Origin of the sequence: Aeromicrobium yanjiei (genome assembly GCF_009649075.1) — a bacterium.
Lineage (GTDB): Bacteria > Actinomycetota > Actinomycetes > Propionibacteriales > Nocardioidaceae > Aeromicrobium > Aeromicrobium yanjiei.
This window is the reverse complement of sequence record NZ_CP045737.1, coordinates 1,558,063-1,571,560: the sequence shown is the minus strand read 5'-3', so window position 1 is coordinate 1,571,560 and position 13,498 is coordinate 1,558,063. Positions and strand designations below refer to the sequence as shown.

The following is a 13,498-nucleotide window of genomic DNA, read 5'->3' as shown; positions in this document are numbered from 1 at the left end:
CCCGAGGCGGTCAGACGCCCGCCTCGATCATGCTGCGCAGCTCCTTCTTCAGATCGCTGATCTCGTCGCGCAACCGGGCGGCGACCTCGAACTGCAGCTCGGCGGCGGCCGACCTCATCTGCTCGCTGAGCTGCTCGATGAGCTCGGCGAGCTCGCCGGACGGCAGATTGGCCAGGTCGGCGGTGTGCTGCCCCAGCGACACCGCGGCGCCCTTGCGGCGCTTGTCTCCGGTCGCGGCCAGCAGGTTGGCGGTGTCGGCGTCCTCACGCGCGAGCATGTCGGTGATGTCACCGATCTTCTTGCGCAACGGCGTGGGATCGATCCCGTGCTCGGTGTTGTAGGCCACCTGCTTCTCGCGGCGACGGTTGGTCTCCTCGATCGCCCAGGCCATCGAGTCGGTGATCCGGTCGGCGTACATGATGACCTGGCCCGACACGTTGCGGGCCGCACGGCCGATGGTCTGGATCAGCGAGCGCTGCGAGCGCAGGAAGCCCTCCTTGTCGGCGTCGAGGATCGCCACGAGGCTGACCTCGGGCAGGTCGAGGCCCTCACGCAGGAGGTTGATGCCGACCAGGACGTCGTACTCGCCCAGGCGCAGCTCGCGCAGCAGCTCGACGCGTCGCAGCGTGTCGACCTCGCTGTGCAGGTAGCGGGTGCGGATGCCGGCCTCGAGGAGGTAGTCGGTGAGGTCCTCGGACATCTTCTTGGTCAGCGTCGTGACCAGGACGCGTTCCTCGCGCTCGACCCGGCCGCGGATCTGGGTGATCAGGTCGTCGATCTGACCCTTGGTCGGCTTGACGAGGACCTCGGGGTCGACCAGTCCGGTGGGCCGGATGATCTGCTCGACGACATCGCCCTCGACCTTCTCCATCTCGTACGAGCCCGGGGTCGCCGAGAGATAGACGGTCTGGCCGATGCGGTCGAGGAACTCGGGCCACTTGAGCGGCCGGTTGTCCATCGCGCTGGGCAGCCGGAAGCCGTGCTCGACCAGCGAGCGCTTGCGGGACATGTCGCCCTCGTACATCGCGCCGATCTGCGGGATCGTCACGTGCGACTCGTCGACCACGAGCACGAAGTCCTCGGGGAAGTAGTCGAGCAGGCAGTTGGGCGCCGATCCGGGCGGGCGTCCGTCCATGTGGCGCGAGTAGTTCTCGATGCCCGAGCAGGTGCCGACCTGCTGCATCATCTCCAGGTCGTACGTCGTGCGCATGCGCAGTCGCTGTGCCTCGAGGAGCTTGCCCTCCCCCTCGAGCTCGGCCAGGCGGGCCTCCAGCTCAAGCTCGATCGTGCGCATCGCGCGGTGCATCGTGTCGTTGCCGGCCGCGTAGTGCGTCGCGGCACCGACGTAGAGCTCCTTGTCGTCGCTCAGCACCTCGCCGGTCAGCGGGTGCAGCGTCATGAGCCGCTCGATCTCATCGCCGAAGAACTCCACCCGGACGGCCATCTCCTGGTAGACCGGGAAGATCTCGACCGTGTCGCCCTTGACCCGGAACGTACCGCGGGTGCTCGCGACGTCGTTGCGCACGTACTGCGCCTGGACGAGCGTGCGCAACAGCTGCTCGCGGGGCAGCTCCTCGCCGACCTTGAAGCCGATCATGCGCTCGAGGTACTCCTGCGCCGAGCCGAGGCCGTAGATGCACGAGACCGTCGCGACCACGATGACGTCGCGGCGGGTCAGCAGCGACCAGGTCGCGCTGTGGCGCAGGCGCTCGACCTCCTCGTTGATCGAGGAGTCCTTCTCGATGTAGGTGTCGCTCTGCGCGATGTACGCCTCGGGCTGGTAGTAGTCGTAGTAGGAGACGAAGTACTCCACCGCGTTGTTGGGCAGCAGCTCACGCAGCTCGTTGGCGAACTGGGCCGCGAGCAGCTTGTTGGGCATCATCACGAGCATCGGACGCTGCAGCTGCTCGGCGAGCCACGCCGTGGTCGCGGTCTTGCCGGTGCCGGTCGCGCCCAGCAGGACCACGTCCTGCGTGCCGCCCTTGATGCGCTTGGAGATCTCGGCGATCGCCGCCGGCTGGTCGCCCGCCGGCTGATATTCGGACACGACCTCGATGGGCGCCACCTGGCGACGCAGCTCCGCTACAGACCTCATGCCACGAGCCTACGACCCGGTCCCGACAAAGACGGGCCTAGACTGTCCGGCATGGCAGTCTCGGAGCGCCGCGCGGAGCGGAAGAGGGAGATCCTCGAAGCGACGCGCAACCTGTTCGACGAGCGCGGCGTGCGTGATGCCCAGATCGAGGACATCGCCCAGGCGGTCGGCATCAACCGGGCGATCATCTACCGGCACTTCTCGGGCAAGGAAGAGCTGTTCGCCGAGACGCTGGTCAGCTATCTCGAGGAGCTCGAGGGCCTGCTGGGTGAGGCCGACGACGCGTCGGACACCCCCGACGTGCGGCTGGGCCACATCACCGAGGTGTTCCTGGACTTCGGTGTCCGCCTGCCGGCGTTCGTCGACTGCGCCCAGGCCCTCCTGCGTCGCCGCGGTGACGAGCTGCTCGAGGAGATCAGCGAGCCCGTGATGCTCTCGCTCGGCACCGCGATGACGGCGTGCCTGGCGCACGTGGTGCGCATCCTGGAGGCCGGCGTCGAGGCCGGCGACTACGTCGTCCGCGATCCCGACCTGCTCGCCAACATCTTCTACACGCAGGCTCTCGGCGTCCTCAACCTGGTGACGCTGCAGCTCGCGGTCCGCAAGCACAACGCCGGTCTGCCCGTCACGGGCCCCGTGCCGTTCGACGAGGTCAAGTCGCTCCTCACCCTCGCCGCCGTGGCAATGGCCCGCGGCACCGCCTGACCCCCGCGCGACCGCCGCCCGGGACCGATCTTTCGACGTTTACGTCGTTCCGGCTGCACAAACGCAGAGACATCCGTCCCCCGGGGAACGGATGTCTCTGCGTTCGTGGTGTCTCAGCTGCCGAAAGGCCGAAAGATCGGTCCCCCCGGCGCGGGGTCAGGCGCCTTCGAGGATCGCGACGACGCCCTGGCCGCCGGCGGCGCAGATCGAGATCAGGCCGCGGCTGCCCTCGCCCTTCTGGTGCACCAGCTTGGCGAGGTTGGCCACGATGCGTCCGCCGGTCGCGGCGAACGGGTGCGCGGCGGCGAGCGACGAGCCCTTGACGTTGAGCTTGCTGCGGTCGATCGCACCGAGCGGCGCGTCGAGGCCGAGCTTCTCCTTGCAGAACTGCGCGTCCTCCCACGCCGCGAGCGTCGTCAGCACCTGACCGGCGAACGCCTCGTGGATCTCGTAGTAGTCGAAGTCCTGCAGCGTGAGGCCCTGACGCTCCAGCATGCGCGGCACCGCGTACACCGGAGCCATCAGCAGGCCCTCGGCGCCCGACAAGTAGTCGACTGCGGCCGTCTCGTAGTCCACGAGGAACGCCTCGGGGGTCCAGCCGTTCTTGGCGGCCTCGTCCTCGGACGACAGCAGCACGACCGACGCGCCGTCGGACAGCGGCGTCGAGTTGGCGGCCGTCATCGTGGCCTCGTCACCGAACGACTTGCCGAAGACCGGCTTCAGCTTCGCGAGCTTCTCCAGGCTGGAGTCGGGCCGCAGGTTGTTGTCCTTCGTGACCCCGTGGAACGGCGTCACCAGGTCGTCCTGCCAGCCCTCGTCGTACGACGCGGCGAGGTTGCGGTGCGACGTCACGGCCAGCTCGTCCTGGGCCTCGCGGGTGATGCCCCACTCCTTGGTCGTGATGGCCTGGCTGTCGCCCATCGACAGACCGGTGCGAGGCTCGGCGTTGCGCGGCTGGTCGGGCGCGAGGTACGCGGGGCGGATCTTGGCGAACGCCGCGAGGCGTGCCCTGTTGTCCTTCGCGCGGTTGGCCTCGAGCAGGATCTTGCGCAGCTTGTCGCCGATCGCGAGCGGCGCGTCAGACGTGGTGTCGGAGCCGCCGGCGATGCCGACCTCGATCTTGCCGAGCGCGATCTTGTTGGCGACGAGGACAGCGGCCTGGATGCCGGTGTCGCAGGCCTGCTGGACGTCGAACGCGGGGGTGTCGGGCGAGAGCTTGGAGCCCAGGACGGTCTCGCGCGCCAAGTTGAAGTCGCGGCTGTGCTTGAGCACCGCGCCGGCCGCGAACTCGCCGACCCGCTCGCCCTGCAGGTTGAACCGCTCGACGAGGCCGTCGAGGGCGGCGGTGAGCATCTCCTGGTTGGACACGTCGGTGTAGACGGTGTTGGAGCGGGCGAACGGGATGCGGTTGCCGCCGATGACGGCGACGCGGCGCACCTGCTGCGGGCTTGCGGGGGACTTCTTGGCTGGGGTCGTGTCCGCCATGGCGGTCTCCTCGATCTTCGTGAACGATGGTGCTGTACGTGATGAGCGCCGCATCCGGGGTGGCTGGACTGGCGCTGATTTCCGAGGCTACAGTTTCAAGATCATTCCAGATACCAATGGTATCCGAGAGATAGGACACACCCGCCTCATGACCGACCACTACCAGTCGCTCGCCCACAACCCGATCGGCCAGTTCGTCGTCAAGAACCTGGGTCTGCCCAATCCCCCCGTGCTGGAGCGCTGGACCGAGGGCGACCCCCTCGTCAAGGGAACCGTCCTCGTCGGCGCAGCCCCCGGCGGACTCCTCGGCACCTCTCTCCACGCGACGCTCAAGGCCAGCGGCATCGAGGCCGTCGGCGTCCGCGCCGACAGCAAGACGTACAAGGGCCTCGTGTTCGACGCGACCGGGATCACCGACACCGCGGGTCTCGCCACGATGCAGCAGTTCTTCACCCCCGCGATGCGCAGCCTCGCCCGTTCAGGCCGGTTCATCGTGATCGGCCGGCTCCCCGATCAGGCCGGGAGCGAGACGGCCGCAATCGCCCAGCGTGCGCTGGAGGGCTTCGTCCGCTCCGCCGGCAAGGAGATCGGCGGCAACGGCAGCACCGCCAACCTCGTGTACGTCGGCGAGGGCTCCGAGGGCGCGCTCGGCTCGACCCTCGAGTTCCTGCTCTCCCCCAAGTCCGCGTTCGTCTCGGGGCAGGTGATCCGCCTCGGGCTGACCGACCTCGTGGACGCCGACGCGGTCGCCGACCCCGCCAAGCCCCTCGCGGGCAAGGTCGCGCTCATCACGGGCGCGTCCCGCGGCCTGGGCGCCGCGATGGCCCGCACCCTGCACCGCGACGGCGCCTCGATCGTCGGCCTCGACGTCCCGGCCCTCAAGGACGATCTGGACGCCCTCATGGCCGAGCTCGACGGCACCTCGATCGCCGAGGACATCACGGCCGAGGACGCGCCCGCGGTCATCGCCCAGGCCCTCAAGGACGCGCACGGCGGGGTCGACATCGTGGTCCACAACGCCGGCATCACCCGCGACAAGCGGCTCAAGAACATGAAGACCGAGAACTGGAACCTGGTCATCGACATCAGCGTCGGCGCCCCCCAGCGCATCACGGCGGAGCTCCTCGACCAGGGACTCATCCGGCGCGGCGGCCGCGTCATCGGCATCTCCTCGATCGCCGGCATCGCGGGCAACAACGGCCAGACCAGCTACGGCACGGCCAAGGCCGGCGTGATCGGCTTCGTGCAGGATCTGTCCAAGCGCGTCGCCAAGGACGGCATCACGGTCAACGCGATCGCTCCCGGCTTCATCGAGACGGACATGGTCAAGACCATGCCGATCGGCATCCGCGAGGCGGGCCGTCGGCTCAGCTCGCTGTCGCAGGGCGGTCAGCCCATCGACGTCGCCGAGGCCATCGCCTGGTACGCCAACCCGGGCTCGTCCGCGATCTCGGGCAACGTCGTCCGGGTCTGCGGCCAGGCCCTGATCGGCGCCTGAGATGTCCACCCGGGTCTTCGACACGGCGCCCGCCACGCTCCCCCTCATGCTGAAGGCGGCGCTGCCGGCGATCCCCGTCGTCGGCGGCCTGCCCGGGATCAAGCACGCCACAGGAGAGGCGCCCGATCTGGAGCTGCAGCGCAACGGCGTCGTGACGGACCCGCAGCACCTCGACGCATACAACGAGGTCTGCGGGTTCCCCCGCGGCGACCACCTGCCGACGCCGTATCCGCACATGGCGGCGTTCGGCCTGCACATGGCCTTGATGACCGACACGGCGTTCCCGTTCGCGCCGATGGGACTGGTCCATCTGCGCAACACGATCCGGCAGCACCGCCGCATCCGCGTGGACGAGTCCTTCGACCTCACCGTGCGCGCCGCGGACCGCCGCCCGCACCCCAAGGGCTCGCTCATCGACATCGTCACGACCGCCTCGGTCGGCGGCGAGGTCGTCTGGGACGAGGTCATGACGTTGTTCTCCCGGCACAAGGGCGGATCGGCCGAGACCACGGACGTCCCCCTGGCCGGGGTCGAGGCGCCCGACGGGGTCGTCCACTGGAAGCTCCGCGGAGACCTGGGCCGTCGCTACGGTGCGATCTCCGGCGATCGCAACCCGATCCACCTCTACCCGCTGACCGCCAAGGCGTTCGGGTTCCCGACCAACATCGCGCACGGCATGTGGACGCTCGCGCGCAGCCTCTCGGCGGTGCACAACAAGCTGCCCGACACGTTCACGAACGACGTGGAGTTCCGCAAGCCGATCCTGCTGCCCGGCACGGTCGTCTTCGGATCGCGCAAGGACGGCGACGTACTCACGTTCGGGGTCAAGGGCGCCAAGAAGCCCGTGACCCACCTGGTCGGACGGGTCGTCCCCGGCGTCTGACCGGACGCCGTCAGGTGCGCGGGGTCAGGGGGCGGATCAGGCCCTCCTGGGCGACCGTTGCGACCAGCACTCCGTCCTGCGAGAACACCCGGGCGGTGCTGAGACCGCGGGCGCCGGACGCTGACGGCGACGTCTGGTCGTACAGCAGCCACTGATCGGCCGAGACCGGACGATGGAACCAGATCGTGTGGTCGAGCGACGCCGGCTGCACACGGTCGGAGCCGATGAACTGCCCGTGCGGCACGAGGCTCGCCCCGAGCAGGCTCAGGTCGCTGATGTAGGTGAACGCGGCGTTGTGGATGGGCCGGGAGTCGGGCAGCTCGCCGTCCGCACGGAACCACAGCCGCTGCGTGGCCGGCACCAACCTGCGCTGCGGATCGTCCGCGGGCCGGTTGTCGCCGATGTAGCGCATGTCGAAGGACGCCCACTCCTTCGTCCAGTGATCGACCGCATCCTGCCCCTGCAACGCGATGATGTCGATCAGCGGGGTCGCCTCGTCGGGCGACGGCACCTGCGGCATCAGGTCCTGGTGGTCCCAGCCTTCCTCGACGACCTGGAACGACGCGGTCATGTAGAAGATGATCTCGCCGTGCTGGCGCGCCGCGACCCGCCGGGTCGTGAACGAACGACCGTCGCGGACGTTCTCGACGTCGTAGACGATCGGGATCGTCGGATCCCCGCCGAGGATGAAGTACAGGTGCAGCGAGTGCACGTGACGGTCCTCGGGGACGGTCAGCTGCGCGGCCATCAGCGCCTGCGCGGCGACCTGGCCGCCGAACACCCGCTTCAGGGACGACGACTCGGGCTGCGATCCACGGAACAGGCCGACCTCGAGCTGCTCGAGGTCGAGGAGGCCGATGACGTCAGAGAGGGAAGCAGGCACGCCCCCACCCTAGAGGACGCTCAGCCCTGGTCGTTCTTGCGCTGCCTCGCCAAGAACTGCTCGAACTGGTCGGCGAGCTCGTCGCCGCTCGGCAGGTCCTCGTCGCTCGCGAGCAGCGACTGGGCCGCACCGCGGGTGAACGCGTCGTACTGCTCCTCGAGGCCACCGAGCAGCTCCTTGCCGCCCTGCTCCTCGATCTGCTGCTCGATCTCCAGCAGCGCAGCACCCTGGCGGGCGCGCAGCGCGTCGACGTCGATCGCGAGGCCCGTGCGGTCGACGAGGGCGTCGATCAGCGCGAGCGCAGCGGTCGGGTAGTCGATCTGCGCGAGGTAGTGCGGCACGTGCACGACGTAGCCGGCGGCATCGTGCCCCCACTGCCCGAGCCGGTACTCCAGCAGGGACTGCGCCGACGACGGCACGGTGACCTGGGCGGACCACAGGTTCTGCCGGTCGACGAGCTCGGGGCGGGTGCCGTGCGCGGTGATCATGGCCGGACGCGTGTGCGGGACGCCCATCGGGACGGCGCCGAGTCCCAGCGTCAGCGGGACGTCGTGCTCCTCGATGAGGTCGTGCACGTCGGCCACGAACCGCTCCCACTGGAAGTCGGGCTCGGGCCCAGCGAGCAGGAAGTAGGGCACACCGTTGGCGTCGTGCTCGAGGACGACCTGCAGCTTGGGCTCGTCGTAGTCCGCGTAGTGGTTCTCGCGGAAGCCGATCATGGGACGTCGGGCGCGGTAGTCGAGCATCTCGTCGACGTCGAACTCGTGGATGACCTCGCCGTGGTCGGTGCGCAGCTGTGCCGCGGCAAGACGTGCGGCCGAGCCCGCCCCGAGGAATCCGTCGAGGGCGTGGATCAGCACCGGCCCACTGCCGTCGCGGCGACGTGGCTGGTCAGGGGTTCGTCGAAAGCGCCAGTTCTTCATCGCCATGATCAACCACTCACCCGTTCGCGCTATTCCGGCCCAGCCGCGCCAAGGTGTCGTCGGCCACGGACCGGGCGGTGAGACCCAGCCGGCCCAGGATGACGTCCCGCTTGGCGTGGTCGAGGAACTCCTGCTCGATGCCGTGCACCCGGATCGGCGTCTCGATGCCCGCATCGCGTACGGCCTGGGTGTAGGCCGAGCCCACTCCCCCGTGACGGCCGTTGTCCTCGACGGTGACCACGAGGTCGTGGTCGCCGGCCATCTGGACGAGCGCGGGGTCGAAGGGCTTGCTCCAGCGCGGGTCGACCACCGTGACGCCGTAGCCCGCCGCACGAACGAGATCGGCGGCCTCGGCGGCGAGGTGGCCGAACGCGCCGACGGCCACGATCAGCACGTCACGGGCGTCGTCGCGCGACAGCACGTCGAACGTGCCGATGCGCTCGATCGCCGGCAGGTCGTCGCAGACCGCGCCCTTGGCGAACCGGATGACGGTCGGGGCGTCGTCGACGTCGACCGCCTCGCGCAGGAGCTCACGCAGCTGCGAGCCGTCGCGGGGCGCGGCGAGGCGCAGCCCGGGGACGATCTGCAGCAGGGACATGTCCCACATGCCGTTGTGGCTCGCGCCGTCGTCGCCCGTCACGCCCGCGCGGTCGAGCACGAAGGTGACCCCGCACTTGTGCAGCGCGACGTCGAGCAGCACCTGGTCGAACGCCCGGTTGATGAACGTCGCGTAGACCGCGACGACGGGGTGCAGCCCACCCATCGCGAGGCCCGCGGCGCTGGTGACGGCGTGCTGCTCGGCGATGCCGACGTCGAACACGCGGTCGGGGAACTTGTCGGCGAACGCGTCCAGGCCGACCGGGTAGAGCATCGCGGCGGTGATGCCGACGACGTCGGGACGCTCGTCGGCGATGCGGACGATCTCGTCGCGGAACACCGACGTCCAGCCGGCCGGGGCGATCGTCACGGCCTCGCCGGTCGCGCGGTCGAACGGGCTGGCCTGGTGCATCTGGTCGTTCTCGTTGGCGACCGCGATGTCGTAGCCCTGGCCCTTGGTGGTCAGCACGTGCACGAGGACCGGGCCGCCGAACTTCTTGGCCTGCGCGAGGGCGCGCTCGACGGACGCGCGGTCGTGGCCGTCGACGGGGCCGATGTACTTCAGGCCGAGGTCCTCGAACATGCCCTGCGGCGCGAGGGCGTCCTTGACGCCCTTCTTGATCGCGTGCAGCGCCTCGTACGCCTTGGTGCCGCCGAACGGCGTGGCGTTGAGGCGCTCGCGGATCGCGCTGAGGGTCGTCTCGTACTTGGGGTTGGTGCGGATCTCGGTCAGCCGGTTGGCCAGCCCGCCGACCGTGGGGGTGTAGGAGCGGCCGTTGTCGTTGACGATCACGACGAGGCGGCGGTCCTGGTCGGCGGCGATGTTGTTGAGCGCCTCCCAGGCCATGCCGCCGGTGAGCGCGCCGTCACCGATGACCGCGACGACGTGGTCGTCCTTGCCGAGCAGCAGATTGGCCTTCGCCATGCCGTCCGCGTAGGACAGGCTCGTGGACGCGTGCGAGTTCTCGACCCAGTCGTGCTCGGACTCGGATCGGCTCGGGTAGCCCGAGAGCCCGCCCTCGGTGCGCAGCGAGCCGAACTCGTTCGCGCGGCCGGTCAGCATCTTGTGGACGTACGACTGGTGGCCGGTGTCCCACACGACGCGGTCCTTGGGGGACTCGAACACCCGGTGGATCGCGATGCCCAGCTCGACGACACCGAGGTTGGGGCCCAGGTGCCCGCCGTTGGACGCCACGGACACGATCAACAGCTCACGGATCTCGGAGGCGAGCTGATCGAGCTCGTCCTCGCTGAGGTGCTTGAGGTCCGAGGGTCCCGACAGCCTGCCGAGGATGCCCATCGCTGTCTCCTTCCCTCCAGATGCCATAGGAATCAGTCTATCGACGTCACCCGAGCCTGCTGGGTCGTACCTCCTGATAACGGCCACGCAGGTGCACCATCGCGTCGGCGTCACCGACCTCGACGTGCTCGATCGTCCCCTCGACGAGCAGGCCCCAGCCCACCTGGCGCGGCGGGACGTCGGCGCGGCGTACGCCCAGCCAGCCCGCCGTCGCCCCCAGGACGGGTCCCCAGTCGCTGTCCGACCAGCTGCCCAGCGTGAACGGCCCACCCGGTGCGGGGGCCGTGCCCGCGAACGCGTCGGCGAGGAAGCGGTGCTCGGCGCCCAGCACGTTGACGACCCAGGCCTCGGGGTCCTCGTCCCAGAACGACGAGTCGGCGTCGACCAGCCCGAGCACCCGCGCGGGCTCGCCGTCGGCCACCAGGACCGAGGAGATGGTCAGGCCCGCCCGGCTGCGCCCGGTCCCGGTCGCCCACACCGTCACGGGCGCGGGCATCCGGCCGCGCAGACGGCGCAACGGGTCGCGGTCGCCCTCGGGCGGGACGAACGGGTGGTCCGAGTGGATGGTCACCCGGCCAGCGTACGAGGACAGGTGGGCGTCGAACGTTCACCTGTGGGACGCGTGTCTGTCGTCGGGCCGTCATGGACGAGGTTGACACTGGGAGACATGAGCCACGAACAGGCCAACCGCTCTCCACTGGTCATCGGGCACCGGGGCGCGCCGGGCTACGCGGTCGAGCACACCGAGCGGTCGTACCGCATCGCGATGGAGTGCGGCGTCGACCTCGTCGAGCCCGACCTCGTGCCGACGGCCGACGGCCATCTGCTGTGCCGCCACGAGAACGAGCTGTCCCGCACGACCGACGTCAAGAAGGTCGCGGCCCTGCGCGACCGCCGGACCACCAAGGTGATCGACGGCCGGGAGCACACCGGCTGGTTCAGCGAGGACCTCACCCTCGAGGAGCTCGCGATGCTGCGGGCCCGCGAGCGCCACCCGGTCCTCCGCAGCCACAACACCCGGTGGACGGACGAGCCGCTGCTGACCCTCGACGACACGATCGCGCTCGTGGCTGCCCACAACCGCGAGCAGGGCACGCGGGTCGGCCTGTGCCTGGAGCTCAAGAGCGCCCGGCACTTCGCCGAGACCGGTGCGCCACTGGACGATCTGCTGCTGGACGCCCTCCACCGCTGCGCCGCAGACCTGCCCGCCGTCCCGATCCAGGTCGAGGCGGACGACCCCGCGGTGCTGCGCTCGCTGTCCGAGCGCAGCGGCCTGGCCATGCTGCAGCTGCTGAACTCGTCCGCCGACCTGTTGCGCATCGGTGGCCTCGACCAGGTCTCCACGTACGCCGCCGCGCTGGCGGTGCCCAAGCGGCTCGTGGTCCGTCCCGCGACGAGCCGGTCCCCCCGGCGACGCTCCCCGCTGGTCGAGCGCGCCCACCGCGCAGGGCTGGACGTCTACGTCTGGACGCTCCGCAGCGAGAACCGCTACCTGCCGCCCGAGCTCCGCACCGGCACGGACAACGAGATCGGCTTCGCCGACCCGGAGTACCGCGAGCTCTTCGACGCCGGCGTGGACGCGGTCTTCACCGACCACCCCGACACGGCCGTCGCCTGCCGGGATCGCTGGGTGTCGCGGCGTGCAGCGGGTGCCGGCGTCCGGCGACACCGCGCGCTCGCCGTCTGAGGACCCTTGACTTAGTTCAAGAGTCGTACTAAACAGGGTCAATGGCATCTGATCTCGTTCTCGGCGTCGACTCGTCCACGCAGTCGACCAAGGCCGTGCTCGTCGATGCCGCGACCGGCGATGTCGTGGCGCAGCAGTCGGCCAAGCACCCGGCCGGGACGTCCGTCGACCCCCGCGCCTGGCTCGAGGCGTTCGACCGCGCCACCGACGGGCTGCTCCCCCGTGCGTCCGCGGTCGCGATCGGCGGCCAGCAGCACGGCATGGTCTCGCTCGACGCCCACGGGGAGCCGGTCCACGACGCGATCCTGTGGAACGACACCCGCTCGGCCCGCGAGGCGCGCGACCTGATCGACGAGCTGGGCGGGCCCGACGCGTGCGCGGAGGCCGTCGGCAGCGTCCTGGTCGCGTCCTTCACCTCGACCAAGCTGCGCTGGCTGCGTGACCACGAGCCCGACGCCGCGAAGCGTACGCACGAGGTGCTGCTCCCCCACGACTACGTGTCACGGCACGTCACTGGCGGCGAGGCGTTCACCGACCGTGGCGACGCGTCGGGCACCGGCTACTTCTCCACCGCCGACGACGACTGGCGCCCCGACCTCGCGGAGTCCGCGCTCGGCCACGCGGTGTCGCTGCCGCGCATCGTCGCGCCGGCTGAGGTCGCGGACCGCACGTCGTCCGGGCTCGTCGTCGCGGCCGGAACGGGCGACAACATGGCCGCGGCACTCGCGCTCGACGTGCAGCCGGGCGACGTCGTCGTGTCGATCGGCACGTCGGGCGTCGCCTCGTCCATCAGCGACACCCGCATCGCCGACGGCAGCGGATCGGTGACCGGGTTCGCCGACGCGACCGGCCGCTTCCTGCCGATGACGACCACGATGAACGCCGCGCGCATCCTCGACCTGCAGTGCCGCCTGCTCGGCGTCGACCACGACGAGCTCGGCCGCCTCGCGCTGATGGCGCCGTCCGGCGCCAACGGCGTGACGCTCCTTCCCTACTACGACGGCGAGCGCACCCCCAACCGTCCGGACGCCACCGGCACCTGGTCGGGCCTGACGTCCTCCACGACCCGCGAGGACATCGCACGGGCGGCGTTCGAGGCCCTGCTGTGCTCGCTCGCCGACGGTGTCGAGCTGCTGACCGGCATGACCGGCGTCCCGGCCCAGCGCATCCTGCTCGTCGGCGGCGCGGCCGGCAATCCCGCCGTCCACGCGCTCGCCCCCGCGCTCCTCGGCGCCCCCGTCACCGTGCCCGCCCCCGGTGAGTACGTCGCGCTGGGCGCCGCGCGGCAGGCGGCGTGGGCGCTGAGCGGATCCGCCGAACCCCCGACCTGGGCCGCGGCGATCGCCGAGACCCACACCGCTGAACCGACCCCTCTCGTGCGTGAGGCCTACGCACGGCTGCGCGACCGCACCGCCGACTGGGCCTGACCGCCCCCTACTGAA

Annotated in this window: 11 protein-coding genes; 5 read left to right on the top strand and 6 right to left on the bottom strand. The window is 70.2% G+C overall.

Annotated features, from left to right (window positions below; all coding sequences use genetic code 11):
• Nucleotides 1–10 precede the first annotated feature (10 nt).
• Nucleotides 11–2,095 (bottom strand): excinuclease ABC subunit UvrB, encoded by a 2,085-nt coding sequence (gene uvrB, locus GEV26_RS07785; protein ID WP_153652542.1) that lies wholly within the window; start codon nucleotides 2,093–2,095, stop codon nucleotides 11–13.
• Nucleotides 2,096–2,146: 51 nt separating this feature from the next.
• Here uvrB and GEV26_RS07780 point away from each other — a divergent pair, with 51 nt between their 5' ends.
• Nucleotides 2,147–2,800, top strand: a complete 654-nt coding sequence (locus GEV26_RS07780) for a TetR/AcrR family transcriptional regulator (RefSeq protein ID WP_153652541.1) — start codon at nucleotides 2,147–2,149, stop codon at nucleotides 2,798–2,800.
• Nucleotides 2,801–2,956: 156 nt separating this feature from the next.
• On the opposite strand, the gene GEV26_RS07775 is transcribed toward GEV26_RS07780, so the two are convergent.
• Entirely contained in the window at nucleotides 2,957–4,285 is a 1,329-nt protein-coding gene (locus GEV26_RS07775; RefSeq protein ID WP_208431039.1) for an acetyl-CoA C-acetyltransferase, read from the bottom strand.
• A 148-nt stretch (nucleotides 4,286–4,433) separates the two neighbouring features.
• Between GEV26_RS07775 and GEV26_RS07770 the strand changes: the two genes are divergently transcribed.
• Together GEV26_RS07770 and GEV26_RS07765 are read left to right on the top strand one after the other, a co-directional pair.
• Complete coding sequence (locus GEV26_RS07770; protein ID WP_153652539.1) at nucleotides 4,434–5,783, top strand: 3-oxoacyl-ACP reductase; 1,350 nt, start codon at nucleotides 4,434–4,436, stop codon at nucleotides 5,781–5,783.
• Nucleotide 5,784: 1 nt separating this feature from the next.
• Nucleotides 5,785–6,666 carry a MaoC family dehydratase gene (locus GEV26_RS07765; protein ID WP_153652538.1) on the top strand — a complete coding sequence of 294 codons (882 nt, stop codon included), beginning with the start codon at nucleotides 5,785–5,787 and terminating at the stop codon, nucleotides 6,664–6,666.
• Between the two features lie 10 nt (nucleotides 6,667–6,676).
• On the opposite strand, the gene GEV26_RS07760 is transcribed toward GEV26_RS07765, so the two are convergent.
• The 4 genes from GEV26_RS07760 to GEV26_RS07745 are packed head-to-tail and all read right to left on the bottom strand — an operon-like array spanning nucleotide 6,677 to nucleotide 10,940.
• Nucleotides 6,677–7,549, bottom strand: a complete 873-nt coding sequence (locus GEV26_RS07760) for an acyl-CoA thioesterase (RefSeq protein ID WP_153652537.1) — start codon at nucleotides 7,547–7,549, stop codon at nucleotides 6,677–6,679.
• 20 nt (nucleotides 7,550–7,569) lie between these two features.
• Nucleotides 7,570–8,478, bottom strand: a complete 909-nt coding sequence (locus tag GEV26_RS07755; protein ID WP_153652536.1) for a PAC2 family protein — start codon at nucleotides 8,476–8,478, stop codon at nucleotides 7,570–7,572.
• Between the two features lie 10 nt (nucleotides 8,479–8,488).
• On the bottom strand, nucleotides 8,489–10,369 hold the full coding sequence (gene dxs / locus GEV26_RS07750; RefSeq protein WP_153655009.1) for a 1-deoxy-D-xylulose-5-phosphate synthase: 1,881 nt from the start codon (nucleotides 10,367–10,369) through the stop codon (nucleotides 8,489–8,491).
• Nucleotides 10,370–10,415: 46 nt separating this feature from the next.
• A complete protein-coding gene (locus GEV26_RS07745; protein WP_153652535.1) occupies nucleotides 10,416–10,940 on the bottom strand; it encodes a flavin reductase family protein in 525 nt (174 codons plus the stop codon).
• A gap of 96 nt (nucleotides 10,941–11,036) precedes the next feature.
• Between GEV26_RS07745 and GEV26_RS07740 the strand changes: the two genes are divergently transcribed.
• Both GEV26_RS07740 and xylB read left to right on the top strand, forming a co-directional pair.
• Nucleotides 11,037–12,056: a glycerophosphodiester phosphodiesterase family protein gene (locus tag GEV26_RS07740; protein ID WP_153652534.1), complete on the top strand. Its 1,020-nt coding sequence runs from the start codon at nucleotides 11,037–11,039 to the stop codon at nucleotides 12,054–12,056.
• Nucleotides 12,057–12,097: 41 nt separating this feature from the next.
• The gene (gene xylB, locus GEV26_RS07735) at nucleotides 12,098–13,483 is read left to right on the top strand and encodes a xylulokinase (RefSeq protein WP_153652533.1); all 1,386 of its coding nucleotides are present in this window, start codon (nucleotides 12,098–12,100) and stop codon (nucleotides 13,481–13,483) included.
• Nucleotides 13,484–13,498 lie beyond the last annotated feature (15 nt).